This window comes from Pantoea sp. OVA07A (assembly GCF_019969975.1).
GTDB classification, from domain to species: Bacteria; Pseudomonadota; Gammaproteobacteria; order Enterobacterales; family Enterobacteriaceae; genus Pantoea; species Pantoea agglomerans.
This window is the reverse complement of the sequence record NZ_JAHXYM010000005.1, coordinates 203174-219826: the sequence shown is the minus strand read 5'-3', so window position 1 is coordinate 219826 and position 16653 is coordinate 203174. Positions and strand designations below refer to the sequence as shown.

Below are 16653 nucleotides of genomic sequence, written 5' to 3'. Positions count from 1 at the left end.
CTGATGAATTTAGCGCAACTCATCACGTGCCAGCGTTGACCGGTAGCGATCGACCCACATGGCGGTGGCACCGCAGACGGCAACCGGCATGATCACGAGGTTCAGAACCGGGATCATGGTGAACAGACTGATTAGCGCGCCAAACTGCATATTGGCCGTTTTGTGCTGACGCAGGGCGTTACGCATCTGCTGAAACGGCACTTTGTGGTTATCAAACGGGTAGTCGCAATACTGGATGGACAACATCCAGGCGCTGAACAGGAACCACAGCACCGGCGCAACGGTCTGGCCAAAGCCAGGAATAAAGTAGAGCAGCAGCAGTCCCAGCGCGCGGGGCAGGTAATAACCCAGTTTTTGCAGCTCGCGCTTCATAATGCGCGGCACATCCTTAATCATTCCAGCCCAGCCGCTGTCCGGCAGGGGCTTGCCTGTCAGGCGGCCTTCCAGTTGCTCGGCCAGCAGGCCGCAAAACGGAGCGGCAATTAAGTTTGCCAGGGTCGAAAAGAAGTAGCTAAACACCAGCACAATCGCAATCACCGACAGCGGCCATAACAGATAGCTCAGCCACTGCAGCCAGTCCGGAATATGGGCCATCAGCCGCGGGATCCAGTCACCGAGACGATAGAACAGCCAGATGAAAGCGCCACCCAGCATCACGATATTGATCAGCAACGGCATCACTACAAAGCGGCGAATGCCAGGCAGACGTACCAGTTTCCAGCCCTGGCTAAAGTAGTGCATGCCGTTAAAATTTGAGACGGAATTCTCAATGGCCATAAAGCCAGTTCTCCTGAAGATGTTAAGGCGCGCCCACTATAACCTGGCTTTTTCTCCAGGCCAGGTGCCGTTTGGGTAAAAAAACAGCGAAAAAGCGTGGGTTGCCTATCTTATTTGTCAGAAAATAGTGCACAGACTTGCACTTGTGTAGCAGGGCAAATACAGTTAGAGAATAAAGTTTGCCGCGGTGGCAAGGTATTGGAACAACAGAGAATACAATGATGCAGGATTTGCGTCTGATATTAATCGTTGTTGGCGCGATCGCCATTATAGCGCTCCTTCTTCACGGGCTGTGGACCAGCCGTAAAGAGCGTTCGTCAGTGTTCCGCGATCGCCCGCACAAACGTCTAAAACAACGTGATGAAAATGATGAGCAGGACCTGATTGACGACGAGGATGATGGCGTCGGCGAGGTTCGCGTTCGTTCTGATCGCAACGTACATCAGGAACCGCGTTTCGATGAGATTCGCGAGCCACAGCCAGAAGCGCCGCGTAAGCCTGCGCCCGCTGAGCCTGTGCGTCAGCCTGCGCCACGACCCGCACCGCAACCCGAACCTGAAAGCGACCCGCTTTTTAACACGGCACCGCAGCCTGCTCCGCAGTCGCGCCCTGAACCGGTTCGTCAGCAGCCCGCACCCACTTTTGTCGCGCCGCCCGTTCAGGCCGACCCGCTGCTGGATCTCGACCCGCTGGAATCTGTACAGCCAGCACCGCAGTACCAGGCAGAACCTGAGCCGCAGCCTGAAGTGACACCGGCGCCCGCGCCAGCACAGCCTGCTGCTAAAGCGCCAGCGGAAAAACCGAAAGAAGCGGTACTGGTGCTGCATGTTGCCGCACACTCGGGCGGTGAACTGAACGGTGAGGCCCTACTGCAGGGTATTCTCCAGGCGGGCTTCCAGTTTGGTGAAATGAACATTTTCCATCGTCATCTCAGTCCGGCTGGCAGCGGCCCTGTATTGTTCAGTCTGGCCAATATGGTTAAGCCGGGCTCGTTCAATCCTGACCTGATGACCGATTTCAGCACACCTGGCATCTCTATCTTTATGATGGTGCCTTCTTATGGCGATGCGAATCAGAACTTCAAGCTGATGCTGCAGTCGGCTCAGCGTATCGCTGATGATGTAGGTGGCGTGGTGCTGGATGATGAGCGTCGCATGATGACGCCACAGAAGCTGGAAACTTACAAAGCGCGTATCCGCGATGTGGTTGGCGTCTGAGACCTGCGCTAAACGCTATCTGAATTGTTAAAAACAAACCCCCGCCTGTCGGGGGTTTTTTATCTGATGGGGCTTTATGAAATCCGTCCAGGATCACATCACCGAACTGCGCACCACGTTGCGCCATCATGAATATCTCTATCACGTTATGGATGCGCCGGAAGTGCCGGATGCTGAATACGATCGTCTGATGCGTGAACTGCGTCAGCTGGAGGAGGAGCACCCGGATCTCATTACGCCAGACTCGCCGACACAACGCGTGGGTGCCGCGCCGCTGACGGTCTTCGAGCAGGTGCGCCATGAAGTCCCGATGCTGTCGCTGGATAACGCTTTTGATGAAGCCACGTTTATGGCTTTCAACAAGCGGGTGCAGGATCGGCTGAAAAGCAGTGACGATATTACCTACTGCTGTGAACTCAAGCTTGATGGCGCTGCGGTCAGCCTGATGTATGAAAATGGTCTGCTGGTCCAGGCCGCAACGCGCGGTGACGGCACAACCGGCGAGAACATTACCGCCAATGTCCGCACCATTCGCGCTATCCCGCTGCGGCTTAAAGGCGACAACATTCCGGCACGGCTGGAAGTGCGTGGCGAAATATTTATGACGCAGCGCGGCTTTGAAAAGCTGAATGAGGAAGCACGCCGGACTGATGGCAAAGTCTTTGCTAATCCGCGCAATGCAGCAGCCGGTTCTCTGCGTCAGCTGGATCCGCGCATTACCGCCAAACGTCCGCTGACCTTCTTCTGCTACGGTTTTGGCCTGCTGGAAGGCGGTGAGATGCCGCACAGTCACATGGGGCGTCTGCAACAGTTTAAAGCCTGGGGCCTGCCGGTCAGCGACCGCATTAAGCTGGTGCACAACGCAGAAGAAGCCCTGGCCTTCTATCGTGATATTGAACAACAGCGTCCGAATCTGGGTTTTGATATTGATGGCGTAGTGATCAAAGTCGATTCACAGGAACTGCAGGAAAAGCTGGGCTTTGTGGCGCGCGCGCCGCGCTGGGCGATTGCCTTTAAATTCCCGGCACAGGAACAACTGACCTGGGTGCGGGACGTCGAATTTCAGGTTGGCCGCACCGGGGCTATCACACCGGTGGCTCGCCTTGAGCCGGTGCAGGTCGCGGGCGTGATTGTCAGCAATGCCACGCTGCATAATGCGGATGAAATCGAGCGGCTGGGATTACGCATCGGCGATCGGGTCGTTATTCGCCGCGCCGGTGATGTGATCCCGCAGGTGGTCAACGTGGTGATGGCCGAGCGCCCTGAACAGACGCGTGAAGTCCTGTTCCCGGCACACTGTCCGGTCTGTGGTTCCGAGGTTGAACGGGTCGAAGGGGAATCGGTCACGCGCTGCACGGGCGGTTTAATCTGCGGTGCTCAGCGCAAAGAGGCGCTGAAGCATTTTGTCTCGCGTCGGGCACTGGATGTTGATGGCATGGGCGATAAGATTATCGACCAGCTGGTGGAGAAAGAGTACGTCAACACGCCAGCGGATCTGTTCCGTCTCACGGCGGGCAAACTGACCGGACTGGATCGCATGGGGCCGAAATCGGCGCAAAACGTTGTCGACGCGCTGGAGAAAGCGAAATCGACTACGCTGGCGCGTTTCCTCTATGCACTGGGCATTCGTGAAGTGGGTGAAGCCACCGCTGCCAATCTGGCTAACCATTTTGGTGAGTTGCAGAAGGTCATGGATGCCGATCTTGAGGCGCTGATTGCGGTGCCGGATGTCGGCAAAGTCGTTGCGGCACACGTGCGCAACTTCATGGAAGAGGAAAGCAACCGTGAGGTTATCCGCCAGCTGGTCGAGGATATCGGTATTCACTGGCCGCAGGTGGTGGCGGTGAGAGCCGAAGAGATCGACAGTCCGTTCGCGGGTAAAACGGTGGTGCTGACCGGCTCACTGTCGCAGATGAACCGCGATGATGCCAAAGCGCAGCTGATCGCTCTGGGCGCAAAAGTCAGCGGCAGTGTCTCAAAGAAAACTGATTTGCTGATTGCCGGTGAAGCGGCTGGTTCAAAGCTGGCGAAAGCAGCGGAGCTTGGCATTGAAGTGATTGATGAAGCGGAAATGATCCGCCTGCTGGGAGCCTCAGATGGATGAACATCAGCTGGTGGCGATAGCCAATACGCCTATGCCGTTTGGCAAATATAAGGGGCGGATGCTGATCGATCTGCCTGAGCCTTATCTGCTGTGGTTTGCCCGCAGTGGGGACTTTCCGTCTGGTCTGCTGGGTGATCTCATGCAACTCACCCTGACAATAAAAATTGAGGGTCTGGAAGGGTTAGTTAAACCGCTTCAGACCCGTAAGTAACGCTGCCCGCACTGGCGGGCAGCCGATCTATTTCTGAGACTCCATTACCGAATCCTTGACCTGCACAGCCTGCTGCTGCTTCTCATTGGTCTTCTTATAACGTCCGGCAATAAATGAGCAGACCATCAGCTGTACCTGATGGAAAATCATCAGCGGCAGCACAATAATCCCCACGGTACTGGCCGGGAACAGGATATTCGCCATCGGCACGCCATTCGCCAGACTCTTCTTCGAACCACAAAACAGCACCACAATTTCATCGGCGCGTTTAAAGCGGAACAGGCGCGAGGCCAGCAGGTTGATAATCAGCACGGCGGTCAGCAGGATGATTGAGCCTGCCACAATCCACAGCAGCGTAATCAACCCAACGCGATGCCAGATGCCGTTAACCACCGCTTCACTGAAGGCGGAGTAGACCACCAGCAGAATGGAGGTCTGGTCGGTTTTGCCAATCAGGCTGCGGTGCTTTTCAACCCAGCCCCCGATCCAGCGCCGTGAGAGGTGTCCCAGCACGAAAGGCACCATCAGTTGCAGCATAATCTTCCCGATCTGCTCCAGTCCATCGCTGGGCCCGCTGCTGTGAATATCCATCACCAGGTTCACCAGCAACGGCGAAATAAACACACCCAGCAGGCTTGATGCAGAGGCGCTGCATACCGCTGCCGCAACGTTACCGCCCGCCATGGAGGTAAACGCGATAGCAGACTGCACGGTCGCAGGCAGGATACAGAGGTAGATAAAGCCGGTATAAATTTCCGGGCCGACATTAACCGGATGCCACCAGACCAGCAACAGACCCAGCACTGGAAACAGCACAAAGGTGCTGAACATAATCCACAGATGCAACCGCCAGTGACTGCTGCCTGAGATGATCTTTTCACGCGACAGCTTGGCACCATGCATAAAGAACAGCAGTGCTATCGCTGCCGTCGCGAGATAGCTGAATATATCAACGTAGATCCCTCTGGCTGGCAGGAAAGAGGCCAGCAGCACGGTGATGATGAGTTTAACCATCATCGGATCGAGTTTTAAAAATCCCATTGTTAAATTCCGGTAAATTTTTCAATAGCGCGATTGTGCGTGAAACCTGTTTAGAAATAAAATTGATTTATTGAATTAATCTATGAGCAGAATCGATGAATTACACCCTGCGTCAGCTACGAACCTTTATTGCGGTGGCTCACTATGGCGGATTCAGCCAGGCGGGGCAGGCGATAGGTCTGAGTCAGTCGGCGGTCAGCCACAGTATTAAAGAGCTGGAAGCGGAAACCGGCGTGCGGTTGCTGGATCGAACCACCCGGGAGGTGATGCTGACTGAAGCGGGAAAACAGCTGGCGTCACGCATGGAGCGCCTGCTGGAGGAGATTCATACCACGCTGCTGGATATCCGCAGTTTTGGCGAACAGCGCAGTGGTACCGTCAGGGTGGCAGCCAGCCAGACCATTTCCGCTCATCTGATGCCGCAATGTCTGGCTGCCAGCCAGCAACACTTTCCTGACATCAAAGTGATACTGCACGATCGCGCCCAGCAGTGGGTGCTGCAAAGTGTGCGTAACGCCGAAGTCGATTTCGGGATTGTGATTGGGCCACTCAGCGACAGCGATTTTGACAGCATCGCGATTCTTGATGAGCCTTTCCTGCTGCTATGCCGTGATGATGATCCGCTGGCGCAGGTGGAAAGGGCAGAATGGTCAATGCTGGATGGCCGCACCATGGTGCTTCAGGACTATGCTTCGGGCAGTCGGGTCCTCATTGATGCGGCGATGCAGCAGCAGAATATCAGGGCTGAAGTCGTTCAGGAGATTGGTCATCCCGCTACGCTGTTTCCGATGGTACAGGTGGGGATCGGCATCAGTATTCTGCCCGCGCTGGCGTTACCGTTACCGGCGGATCGCGCATTAACGGTGCGGCGTCTATATCCTGAAATCAATCGCAGCCTCACGCTGATCAAGCGTAAAAACCGCTCGCTGACGCCTGCTGCCGAAGCGATCTGGCAGGAGGTGCGCCAGCAGGCGACGCTGCTGGCGCAACAACGCGAGGCCAGGCCCGCATTTTAGATGTAGACGTCAATTTTGTTGGTGTCGGTAGGGCGGTTAATCCCGTCTGCTTTGCTCTCACTGACGGACGAGCTGTCACTCTTTGGCTGATCCTGCTCGGCCTGCTTCTGTTCCAGCTGAGCAATCTGTGCCTGCAGCATGGTGATTTGTGACTGATACATCTGCTGCATTTCAGACTTCTGTTCGTCAGTCAGTTCTTTGTTGTCGGCCAGCTCTTTGACTTGCGTTAAGACGTTCTGAATCTGTTTATTCAGCGCCGCGACCTGAGAGGCAACACTGCCGCCACCGCTGTCACCGCCACTGACTGCACTGCTTAGAATTCCGGAAATTGAAGACATCATTTTTCTCCCTGTAAGTTGTCAGATACGTTATCGGCACGCTGTGAAACGACTTGAGAGCTGAAATTGTTAAGGTTGCGAAAAGGTGAGAGCTTATCTGTTACGCCAATGTCAGTGCTCCCTGATCCAGCACGCTTTTTAAAGCCTGAAGTCGCAGAAAAGGGCAGTTCAGATTTAAGTCATGCTTAAGTCAGTGCAGCAGAAACGAAAAAAGCGCCTTAAAGGCGCTTTATTCTGAATTGGTGGGTCGTGCAGGATAGCCTCGGCCCGTCGTGGGCCTCGCCCTGCGGGTGATGCTGTCGCATCAGCCTGAATCGCTCCCGGCGATTCAGTCGAACCTGCAGCAGGTTCTCATCCTGCACGGTAAAGTCCGAGCCCCGGAAACGAAAAAAGCGCCTTAAGGCGCTTTATTCTGAATTGGTGGGTCGTGCAGGATAGCCTCGGCCCGTCGTGGGCCTCGCCCTGCGGGTGATGCTGTCGCATCAGCCTGAATCGCTCCCGGCGATTCAGTCGAACCTGCAGCAGGTTCTCATCCTGCACGGTAAAGTCCGAGCCACGGAAACGAAAAAAGCGCCTTAAGGCGCTTTATTCTGAATTGGTGGGTCGTGCAGGATTCGAACCTGCGACCAATTGATTAAAAGTCAACTGCTCTACCAACTGAGCTAACGACCCGAAGTGGTGGGTGATGACGGGTTCGAACCGCCGACCCCCTCCTTGTAAGGGAGATGCTCTACCAACTGAGCTAATCACCCACTTCGTACTTCAGTACTACTAACAGGCAAGATATGGTGGGTGATGACGGGTTCGAACCGCCGACCCCCTCCTTGTAAGGGAGATGCTCTACCAACTGAGCTAATCACCCATATCTTCATACCTGTTCACTGCGGGCCACGCTGTTAAGAGTGGTGGGTGATGACGGGTTCGAACCGCCGACCCCCTCCTTGTAAGGGAGATGCTCTACCAACTGAGCTAATCACCCCCGCTGTGTGGAGTCGCATTATAGGGATAGTTGATTTTGAGTCAACGCTTTTTAAAACATAAATGTGCGTTCGGTTTATTTTTAAACACCCTGTCGCGCTTTTAGCCAATGTGCTGGTTTTACTGGCAGAAAAGCCCCTTTTCCCGGGCGGCAACTGGCGGGCATGCATTGAGGATTCACCGTCAGATGCTAGAATGTGCCCACTGTTTTTTCGCGTCTAACCTGTTTTTTGTCATCCAGACAGAGAACCCGCGCATCTAAGGCAATACTCAATGAAAATCAAAACACGCTTCGCGCCCAGCCCGACTGGCTATCTGCATGTAGGTGGCGCCCGTACCGCACTTTACTCCTGGCTCTTTGCCCGTCACAACCAGGGCGAGTTCGTGCTGCGCATTGAAGATACCGATCTGGAGCGCTCCACGCCGGAAGCTATCGAAGCCATCATGGATGGCATGAACTGGCTGAGCCTCGACTGGAATGAAGGCCCTTACTACCAGACAAAACGTTTTGATCGTTACAACGCGGTCATTGATGAAATGCTGGAAGCGGGTACAGCCTATAAATGCTACTGCTCTAAAGAACGTCTGGAAGCGCTGCGTGAAGAGCAGATGGCCAACAACGAAAAGCCGCGTTACGACGGCCGCTGCCGTGACAGCCATGAACATCATGCAGATGATGAGCCGTGCGTTGTGCGTTTCCGCAATCCGCAGGAAGGTTCGGTCATCTTTGACGACCAGATCCGTGGCCCGATTGAGTTCAGCAACCAGGAGCTGGATGATCTGATCATCCGCCGCACCGATGGTTCGCCAACCTACAACTTCTGCGTCGTCGTGGATGACTGGGATATGGGCATCACCCATGTGATTCGCGGTGAAGACCACATTAACAACACGCCACGTCAGATCAACATCCTCAAAGCAATTGGCGCGCAGGTTCCGGTGTATGCCCACGTCTCAATGATCCTGGGCGATGACGGCAAAAAGCTCTCCAAGCGTCATGGCGCGGTAGGGGTGATGCAGTATCGTGATGATGGCTACCTGCCAGAAGCGCTGCTCAACTACCTGGTTCGTCTGGGCTGGTCACATGGCGATCAGGAAATCTTCAGCGTGGCCGAAATGGCTGAGCTCTTTACCCTGGATGCGGTCAGTAAGTCTGCCAGTGCGTTCAACACTGAGAAACTGCAGTGGCTGAACCATCACTACATCAATACGCTGCCGCCAGAATATGTGGCGACACATCTGCAGTGGCATATTGAAGAGCAGAAAATTGATACCCGCACGGGCCCGGAACTGGCGAAGCTGGTTGGTCTGTTAGGCGAGCGCTGCAAAACATTGAAAGAGATGGCTGCATCCTGCCGCTACTTCTATGAAGACTTTGCAGAATTTGATGCCGATGCCGCGAAGAAACATCTTCGTCCGGTAGCGCGTCAGCCGCTGGAAGTGGTACGCGATAAGCTGGCCGCGATCGAAGAGTGGACGGCTGAAAACGTACATCAGGCTATTCAGAGCACCGCAGATGAGCTGGAAGTCGGGATGGGGAAAGTGGGCATGCCGCTGCGCGTGGCCGTAACCGGTGCCGGTCAGTCACCCGGACTGGATGTCACCGTGGAAGCGATAGGCCGCAGCCGCAGCGTTGCACGTATTGAGCAGGCGCTGGCCTTTATCAGTGAGCGGGAAGCGCAGGCTTAATAAACAGAACCGGAAGCTTCGCGCTTCCGGTTTTTACTCTTCAGTAATATCCAGACGCTGCAACATGCCTTTAATACCTATCCGTAATATCAGCGCTGACAGCTGCTCCTGTTCAGCCTGACTCATTTGTGGAACCGCATTCACCAACAGTGCCGTCAGTGAATCTGCCGGAACCCTGTACATTGCGGCGGGTTCGTGCAGGCTACGCGTCGAATGGATAAATTTTTCTACGCGATCATCGACATGAATCAATCGCGCCTTGCCGCCCTGAATGCCGGGTCTGGGCAGGGTGGTCCAGTTTTCGCGCTTAATCCATTTGTTCACTGTCTGTCGGCTCAGGCCCGTCTCTGAGGCGAGTTCTTCGGGTGTTAACCATTCCTTTTTCATCATACCTTCCCTGATAAATACACCTTACTCTTCGCTGATTCCCAGTCGCTGCAAAACGCCCTTGATACCTTCGCGTAAGATTAGTGCAGTGAATTGATCCTGCTCGTCCTGAGTCATTTGCTGGACGGAACTTATTAATAACGCAGGTAATGAATTAGACGGAGTGCCATAAGTTGCCGTCGGCTCGTTAAGGTTACGGGTCGACTGAATAAAACTTTTCACGCGCTCATCAATGTGAATCAATCGGGCTTTACCGCCTTGCACACCGGGCTTCGGCGTGGTCGTCCAGTTTTCCCGCTTGATCCATTTATTCACCGTTTGCCGACTGTAACCCGTCTCTGCAGCCAGCTCTTCGGGGGTAAGCCATTCCTTTTTCACGATGCAGTCCCTGATTAATACATTAGCAGGACATATTACAGCAAAACGTAACGGGTGAAAGTAACTGAAGCTGAAATTGCCTTTTGTCTCTCGACAAAAGGCAAAACATCATTACTGAGGATTACTGGCAGGTTCAGCGGCAGGGCGGAATGCAAGGAAATAGGCCAGACCAACGAACACGGCACCACCCACGGCATTGCCTGAGAAGACGGCAATAAAATTAGGAAAGTACTCTGCCCAGCTCATCTGACCGGCAAAAATGGCGGCCGGAATAATAAACATGTTAGCGACAACGTGCTGGAAGCCAATGGCCACAAATGCCATCACCGGGAACCACATGCCGAAGATCTTGCCGACCACATCTTTACTGGCAAAGGCCAGCCATACCGCCAGGCAAACCAGCCAGTTACAGCCGATGCCGGAAATAAAGGCGTGCAGGAAATCAGCGTGGACTTTTGCAGAGGCGATAGCAACGGTCTTCTTCAGGTAATCGCCCTCGGTCATACCCAGCATGTGACCAAAGAACCAGGCGACAGCCACGCTGCCGAGAAAGTTAGCCAGGGTAACCCAGAACCAGTTACGCGCCACGCTCATAAAGCTGATGCGACGGGCGAACCAGGCCACCGGTAAGGTCATCATATTACCGGTCAGCAGTTCACCACCCGCCAGCACGGTCATGATGATCCCCACCGGGAAGACCGCGGCACCTAACAGGCCACCAAAAGAGCCCCATTCAGCGGGAAGGGTGTTGATCACGTGAAGATCCAGCAGGAAGCCGGTCGCAATAAATGCGCCCGCCATAAAGCCGAGAATCAGAAGGATGCTGACAGGTGCACGGCTTTTAGCCACGCCTGACTGGATCGCCAGTTGTGCGATTTCTTTAGGTGTATGCAGCGACATAGTATCTCAGTAGTTTTTTTATGATTAATGGGACGATAACGCCTGGTGGACGTGTGGTGCGCGGGAGAGGGTCCCGGGTACCACTAAATTAGCGGGCTAAGTTTTGCATGCGAAAAAGCCGAAGACAAGAAAATTCCTATAACATATTTAACCGTGAATTAACCTGACGGCAGACTGAATAACAGTTAAAAAACGGTCCTGTGTGAACAGACACGATTTTCCCCTGCAGCATGCTGCTGAAACTTCGCAGGTTGCCGCCTTTTTCAGCGATCAAACAGAGAATGTCATTTTGCCGTTGACACCCCGGAGGGGGTTTCATATTATGCCGTCCGTCGCTTAACGCGACAGTTTTTCGGTTCGGGGCTATAGCTCAGCTGGGAGAGCGCCTGCATGGCATGCAGGAGGTCAGCGGTTCGATCCCGCTTAGCTCCACCAAACTTCTTCCCAAAAGTTTGGCACTGAAAAACGATTCCAGATGTGGGGGTATAGCTCAGCTGGGAGAGCGCTTGCATGGCATGCAAGAGGTCAGCGGTTCGATCCCGCTTATCTCCACCATTTTCTGACACGCCGTTGTCAAAATCCTTTCTGATTAATCTCTTATTCGCCAGTTGCTGCGGATCCCAACGCTATTGCTTTGCCATACGCGCTGCTGCGCACGCTTAATTGCGTTATCAACCGGCATAACCTGCTATGACATCCGATGCTGTTTGCGGGACGCTGTGCCGCCTGTTGTGCACTATCTGAATGCAGATGTGACATGTGCAATGAAAGAGTTAACGCAGGAAAGTGGAATCAGCGGGAAGCAGAGCAAGGATAGAGCAGAAAGAGAAGGGCGAGACCTGCTCGCCCTTTGATGCTTAGAGTAGTGCGCAGAACCGTGCTTAGAACGCCAGAACCAGACCGGCGATAGCGGCGGAAAGCACGCTCACCAGCGTAGAGCCGTACAGCAGCTTCAGACCAAAGCGGGAAACCACGTTGCCCTGTTCTTCGTTCAGACCTTTAATCGCACCGGCCACGATGCCGATAGAAGAGAAGTTAGCGAACGAGACCAGGAACACAGAAAGAATACCTTCTGAATGTGGCGACAGCTGACCCGCGATTTTCTGCAGATCCATCATGGCAACAAACTCATTCGACACCAGCTTGGTCGCCATAATACTGCCGACCTGCAACGCTTCGCCAGCAGGCACGCCCATCACCCAGGCAAACGGATAGAAGACAAAGCCGAGAACGCCCTGGAAGGAGATGCCGAAGATCAGATCAAACAGCGCATTCAGACCTGAAATCAGCGCGATAAAACCAATCAGCATGGCGGCAACGATAATCGCGACGCGGAAACCGGCCAGGATATACTCGCCCAGCATCTCAAAGAAGCTCTGGCCTTTGTGCAGATCCTGCAACTGCAGATCTTCTTCGTTCTCAACGCGATAAGGGTTGATCAGCGACAGCACGATAAAGGTGCTGAACATGTTGAGCACCAGCGCGGCGACCACATACTTCGGCTGCAGCATGGTCATGTAGGCGCCGACGATCGACATCGATACGGTCGACATCGCGGTCGCGGCCATGGTGTACATGCGGCGCTGTGACATTTGGCCCAGGATATCTTTATAGGCGATGAAGTTTTCTGATTGTCCCAGTATCAGAGAACTCACGGCGTTGAAAGATTCCAGTTTTCCCATGCCATTCACTTTCGACAGTACGGTACCAATACCGCGAATCACCCATGGCAGGATACGGAAATGCTGCAGAATACCGATCAGCGCAGAGATAAAGACGATAGGGCACAATACGTTAAGGAAGAAGAAGGCCAGGCCTTTGTCGCTCATGTTGCCGAAGACGAAGTTGGTACCCTCAGCGGCATACTTCAGCAGATGGTCAAAGAAGCCCGCGAATCCTTTGACGAAACCGAGTCCCGCTTCTGAGTTCAGGAAGAACCAGGCGAGCACAATTTCAATCACCAGTAGCTGTATAATGTAGCGAATGCGAATGCTTTTACGATCGTGACTAACCAGCAAGGCGAGTATCCCGACCAACACCAGTGCTAAAAGAAATTGCAAAATATGGGACATGGTTGCTCCAAATTTGAGGAGGGTTGTATTTTGTTGCGTATTCTATGTAACGCGTTACTTAAAAACGAGATCTGAACCACAATATAAGTATTCGCTATCGTTATATTTTCCAGAAAAGTTCCAGAGATCACGTCCTGTTTACAAATACTTCACTTCAGATAACCACATAATTATTGTCTGAATTTTACACCGGGCGTAAAGTGACACTATTGCTCACATTTTTAGCAATCACATCCTTTACTGTAATGTATAGCAATGGCTATACTTTATAGCAGCATCTATTACACCGATAACAACAAACGAATTTCACTTGCACCTGCTAACCCCTAAGCTGCCGGGGCAGGCAAATGTTCAGACAGGGTACCGGATATGTTTGAAAGTCGTACCGCCGAGCGCGCCGCTCGCGGAGTCAGAAAAGTCAAACTCGCACTACTGGGGCCCGCTTTTATCGCCGCTATCGGCTATATCGATCCGGGCAACTTTGCGACCAACATTCAGGCGGGCGCTGCTTACGGCTACAAATTGCTGTGGGTGGTGGTATGGGCCAACATCATGGCCATGCTTATTCAGCTGATGTCAGCCAAGCTGGGTATCGCTACCGGCAAAAACCTCGCTGAACACATCCGCGATCGTTTTCCCCGGCCCGCCGTCTGGTTTTACTGGGTGCAGGCGGAAATTATCGCCATGGCCACTGACCTGGCGGAATTTATCGGTGCCGCGCTGGGGTTCAAACTGCTGCTCGGCATTTCTTTGATGCAGGGCGCGGTGCTGACCGGCATCGCCACGTTCCTGATATTAATGTTACAGAGCCGGGGGCAAAAGCCGCTGGAGCTGGTGATTGGCGGACTGCTGCTGTTTGTGGCGGCGGCCTATATCGTCGAACTCTTCTTCTCTCAGCCCAGTGTCAAAGAGCTGGTGATCGGCATGGCGCTGCCCGCGTTACCAACGTCGGATGCCGTATTCCTGGCGGCGGGTGTGCTGGGTGCGACCATTATGCCGCACGTGATTTACCTGCACTCCGCGCTGACGCAGGGCAAAAGTGAGGACAGCAAAGGTCAGCGGTACTCCTCAACTAAACTGGATGTGGCGATTGCCATGACCATCGCCGGATTTGTTAACCTGGCAATGATGGCGACTGCCGCAGCGGCGTTTCACTTCAGCGGGCACAGTAAAATCGCTGAACTCGATCAGGCCTATCTGACGTTGCAACCGCTGTTAGGTCAGGCAGCGGCGACGGTGTTTGGTCTGAGCCTGGTCGCCGCCGGATTATCTTCAACGGTGGTCGGTACGCTGGCGGGGCAGGTGGTGATGCAGGGCTTTATCCACTTCCATATTCCCCTGTGGGTGCGCCGAACCGTCACCATGCTGCCCTCTTTTATTGTCATCTGGGCCGGCTGGGACCCGACAAGGGTGCTGGTGATGAGTCAGGTGCTGCTGAGTTTTGGTATTGCGCTGGCGTTGATTCCGCTGCTCTCCTTTACCGGCAACCGCGAGCTGATGGGCGATGATATGGTTAACTCGCGTCTGATGCAGAATACCGGGCGACTGATCGTGCTGCTGGTGATTACGCTGAATCTTTACCTGCTGGTGGGTGAAGCGCTGGGGCTGTAGCGGTTATGGTAAACAAGAAAACGCCCGGCTATGCCGGGCATTTTCTTGTTGGCAACGTCTGGCCAGGTTCGCAGTGATACCGAGCCAGCGCAGGAAACACGGTCAGATCGGAAAGACGCAAAATCCGTCATCCATGACATGCTCGGCCCGCGCGATTACGCACCTCATCCCTGAGGTGCGCACGTAGCCGGGCCAACGCGTTGCGTTGTTCAAAAACGCTCCCGGCGTTTTTGTCCATGGCGCGGGACGCTTTCCTCTTCTGACCGTGTTCCCTGCGCGTTGAGTTTATGCGTTGCGGCCAGAATCACACTGATTGAAGTCTTTGTGTTGTCTGAAACGCCCGGTTCTGCCGGGCGTTTTTATTAATGGCGATCGTGTCCGTGATGGTCTGGACCGCGATGGTCAGGACCACGACGGTCATGATGATCCCAGCCACGATCACGATCGCGGCGATACTGATGTTCCCAGCGACGCTCACGGTCGCGCTCATGCCAGCGGCGTTCGCGCTCCCACTGCTGCTGACGACGCCACTCTTCGTGTCGCCACCAGCGGCGTTCGTTGTAAGAATAGCGGTCGTTCCACCAGCGCGGTTCACGCCAGCGACCACCATCCCAGTAATAGCCACGGCGATCGCGATCGCCAAGATTCAGGGTGACGCCGGGGGCCAGAGTAATAGAGGCACTGGAGGCCTGGGCTGTGTGGTGTGCCAGCGGCGACAACAGGGCCAGCAGGGCAGCAAAAATAAGGGCTCTTTTCATTTTCTTCTCCTCATCAACAGTCTGACGCTGTTGCGGCGCAGCGATTATGCCTGCGTATTGCTGTTGTTACCGCATCATTGTGTCGGAAGATTGTGAGGAAATTGGGGAGAGAAAGGGGTTTGAGACTATTCTGGCGCAGAAAACGCCCGGCCTCAGCCGGGCGCTAAAACCGTTACAGCAGCGCCGCGTCAATCGCAGCTAACTCGCTGTCGCTGAACTGACGGCGAGCGAGCATCGCCACCGCGTCATCGATCTGGGCTGTTTTGCTGGCTCCGATCAGTACTGAAGTCACACGCTCATCGCGCAGCACCCACGCCAGCGCCATCTGCGCCAGCTTCTGTTCGCGCTGCTGCGCAATAGCATTAAGCTTGCGGACTTTCTCCATCTTCTCATCCGTCAGCTGGTTCTCATTCAGGAACTTGCTGCCGCTGGCCGCGCGCGAATCTTCAGGAATGCCCTGCAGATAGCGATCGGTGAGCACGCCGCCTGCCAGCGGAGAGAAGGCGATACAGCCGACGCCCGCATCGCCCAGCGTCTGAATCAATCCCTGCTCAGGTGTTCGTTCAAACATCGAATATCGCGGCTGGTGAATCAGACAAGGGGTGCCGAGATCGCGCAGGATAGCTATCGCTTCGGCGGCGAGATCGGCCGGATAGTTAGAAAGGGCAGCGTAAAGTGCTTTGCCCTGGCGCACCACATGATCCAGCGCGCGCATCGTCTCTTCCAGCGGGGTTTCCGGATCGGGACGGTGATGATAGAAAATATCCACATACTCCAGCCCCATTCGCTTCAGGCTCTGATCCAGACTGGCGACCAGATATTTACGCGAACCCCAATCCCCATAAGGCCCCTGCCACATGGTATAGCCCGCTTTAGTGGAGATGATCAGCTCATCACGATGGGCACGAAAATCTTCCCGCAGAATACGACCGAAGTTCTCTTCTGCTGAGCCAGGGGGTGGACCGTAATTGTTGGCTAAGTCGAAGTGCGTAATGCCAAGGTCAAACGCATGACGCAGCAGCTCACGGCTGTTATCGACCCGGGTACTGTCACCAAAGTTATGCCACAGTCCCAGCGAAATGGCGGGCAGTTTAATGCCGCTGCGGCCGCTGCGGCGATATTCCATCTGTTGATAGCGATCGGGATGAGGGAAAAGGGACATTCAGCGCTCCTGGA

At 54.3% G+C, this 16653-nt stretch carries 15 protein-coding genes, 6 tRNA genes and 2 other RNA genes; 8 read left to right on the top strand and 15 right to left on the bottom strand.

The annotated features are described in order from the left end of the window. Positions 1 to 9: 9 nt before the first annotated feature. Positions 10 to 777: a sulfate transporter CysZ gene (cysZ, locus tag LC417_RS16865; protein ID WP_187500619.1), complete on the bottom strand. Its 768-nt coding sequence runs from the start codon at positions 775 to 777 to the stop codon at positions 10 to 12. 218 nt (positions 778 to 995) lie between these two features. Between cysZ and zipA the strand changes: the two genes are divergently transcribed. The 3 genes from zipA (at position 996) to LC417_RS16850 (ending at position 4309) form a co-directional block, all read left to right on the top strand. Continuing rightward, complete coding sequence (zipA, locus tag LC417_RS16860) at positions 996 to 1994, top strand: cell division protein ZipA (protein ID WP_022624162.1); 999 nt, start codon at positions 996 to 998, stop codon at positions 1992 to 1994. A gap of 76 nt (positions 1995 to 2070) precedes the next feature. Further along, positions 2071 to 4098: an NAD-dependent DNA ligase LigA gene (gene ligA / locus LC417_RS16855; RefSeq protein WP_223566169.1), complete on the top strand. Its 2028-nt coding sequence runs from the start codon at positions 2071 to 2073 to the stop codon at positions 4096 to 4098. Then, a complete protein-coding gene (locus LC417_RS16850) occupies positions 4091 to 4309 on the top strand; it encodes a DUF3820 family protein (protein ID WP_003848878.1) in 219 nt (72 codons plus the stop codon). Before ligA ends, LC417_RS16850 begins: the two co-directional genes overlap by 8 nt. Before the next feature lie 27 nt (positions 4310 to 4336). On the opposite strand, the gene LC417_RS16845 is transcribed toward LC417_RS16850, so the two are convergent. Beyond that, complete coding sequence (locus tag LC417_RS16845; protein ID WP_223566168.1) at positions 4337 to 5350, bottom strand: bile acid:sodium symporter family protein; 1014 nt, start codon at positions 5348 to 5350, stop codon at positions 4337 to 4339. A 95-nt stretch (positions 5351 to 5445) separates the two neighbouring features. On the opposite strand from LC417_RS16845, the gene LC417_RS16840 reads away from it, so the two are divergent. Further along, entirely contained in the window at positions 5446 to 6366 is a 921-nt protein-coding gene (locus tag LC417_RS16840) for a LysR family transcriptional regulator (protein WP_010259882.1), read from the top strand. On the opposite strand, the gene LC417_RS16835 is transcribed toward LC417_RS16840, so the two are convergent. The 7 genes from LC417_RS16835 to LC417_RS16805 form a co-directional block, all read right to left on the bottom strand. Then, on the bottom strand, positions 6363 to 6704 hold the full coding sequence (locus tag LC417_RS16835) for a FlxA-like family protein (RefSeq protein ID WP_010259880.1): 342 nt from the start codon (positions 6702 to 6704) through the stop codon (positions 6363 to 6365). The two genes, LC417_RS16840 and LC417_RS16835, sit on opposite strands and share 4 nt — an antisense overlap. Before the next feature lie 240 nt (positions 6705 to 6944). Continuing rightward, positions 6945 to 7080, bottom strand: a non-coding RNA gene (locus tag LC417_RS16830) — RtT sRNA. A gap of 42 nt (positions 7081 to 7122) precedes the next feature. Further along, positions 7123 to 7258, bottom strand: a non-coding RNA gene (locus LC417_RS16825) — RtT sRNA. 42 nt (positions 7259 to 7300) lie between these two features. Then, positions 7301 to 7376: transfer RNA gene (locus LC417_RS16820), tRNA-Lys, on the bottom strand. Positions 7377 to 7380: 4 nt separating this feature from the next. Then, a tRNA-Val gene (locus LC417_RS16815) sits at positions 7381 to 7456 on the bottom strand. Positions 7457 to 7490: 34 nt separating this feature from the next. Beyond that, positions 7491 to 7566, bottom strand: a tRNA-Val gene (locus LC417_RS16810). Between the two features lie 41 nt (positions 7567 to 7607). Next, positions 7608 to 7683: transfer RNA gene (locus LC417_RS16805), tRNA-Val, on the bottom strand. Positions 7684 to 7955: 272 nt separating this feature from the next. Between LC417_RS16805 and gltX the strand changes: the two genes are divergently transcribed. Next, positions 7956 to 9371 carry a glutamate--tRNA ligase gene (gltX, locus tag LC417_RS16800; RefSeq protein ID WP_010257834.1) on the top strand — a complete coding sequence of 472 codons (1416 nt, stop codon included), beginning with the start codon at positions 7956 to 7958 and terminating at the stop codon, positions 9369 to 9371. Between the two features lie 33 nt (positions 9372 to 9404). Here gltX and LC417_RS16795 read toward each other — a convergent pair whose 3' ends face one another. From LC417_RS16795 to LC417_RS16785, 3 genes are all read right to left on the bottom strand, one after another. Further along, on the bottom strand, positions 9405 to 9758 hold the full coding sequence (locus tag LC417_RS16795) for a YfeC-like transcriptional regulator (protein ID WP_010257835.1): 354 nt from the start codon (positions 9756 to 9758) through the stop codon (positions 9405 to 9407). Between the two features lie 24 nt (positions 9759 to 9782). Beyond that, positions 9783 to 10136: a YfeC-like transcriptional regulator gene (locus LC417_RS16790; RefSeq protein ID WP_010257838.1), complete on the bottom strand. Its 354-nt coding sequence runs from the start codon at positions 10134 to 10136 to the stop codon at positions 9783 to 9785. A gap of 111 nt (positions 10137 to 10247) precedes the next feature. Beyond that, positions 10248 to 11036: a formate/nitrite transporter family protein gene (locus LC417_RS16785; RefSeq protein ID WP_010257841.1), complete on the bottom strand. Its 789-nt coding sequence runs from the start codon at positions 11034 to 11036 to the stop codon at positions 10248 to 10250. 359 nt (positions 11037 to 11395) lie between these two features. Here LC417_RS16785 and LC417_RS16780 point away from each other — a divergent pair. Together LC417_RS16780 and LC417_RS16775 are read left to right on the top strand one after the other, a co-directional pair. Beyond that, a tRNA-Ala gene (locus tag LC417_RS16780) sits at positions 11396 to 11471 on the top strand. A 44-nt stretch (positions 11472 to 11515) separates the two neighbouring features. Continuing rightward, positions 11516 to 11591: transfer RNA gene (locus LC417_RS16775), tRNA-Ala, on the top strand. A 326-nt stretch (positions 11592 to 11917) separates the two neighbouring features. Here LC417_RS16775 and LC417_RS16770 read toward each other — a convergent pair. After that, positions 11918 to 13108, bottom strand: coding sequence for a NupC/NupG family nucleoside CNT transporter (locus tag LC417_RS16770; RefSeq protein ID WP_223566167.1), 1191 nt, complete (start codon positions 13106 to 13108; stop codon positions 11918 to 11920). 369 nt (positions 13109 to 13477) lie between these two features. Between LC417_RS16770 and LC417_RS16765 the strand changes: the two genes are divergently transcribed. Further along, positions 13478 to 14719 (top strand): Nramp family divalent metal transporter, encoded by a 1242-nt coding sequence (locus LC417_RS16765; protein ID WP_010257845.1) that lies wholly within the window; start codon positions 13478 to 13480, stop codon positions 14717 to 14719. 362 nt (positions 14720 to 15081) lie between these two features. On the opposite strand, the gene LC417_RS16760 is transcribed toward LC417_RS16765, so the two are convergent. Together LC417_RS16760 and mgrA are read right to left on the bottom strand one after the other, a co-directional pair. Next, positions 15082 to 15477, bottom strand: a complete 396-nt coding sequence (locus LC417_RS16760) for a DUF2502 domain-containing protein (RefSeq protein WP_010257849.1) — start codon at positions 15475 to 15477, stop codon at positions 15082 to 15084. Between the two features lie 172 nt (positions 15478 to 15649). Next, a complete protein-coding gene (mgrA, locus tag LC417_RS16755; RefSeq protein WP_010257851.1) occupies positions 15650 to 16639 on the bottom strand; it encodes an L-glyceraldehyde 3-phosphate reductase in 990 nt (329 codons plus the stop codon). Positions 16640 to 16653: the final 14 nt, after the last annotated feature.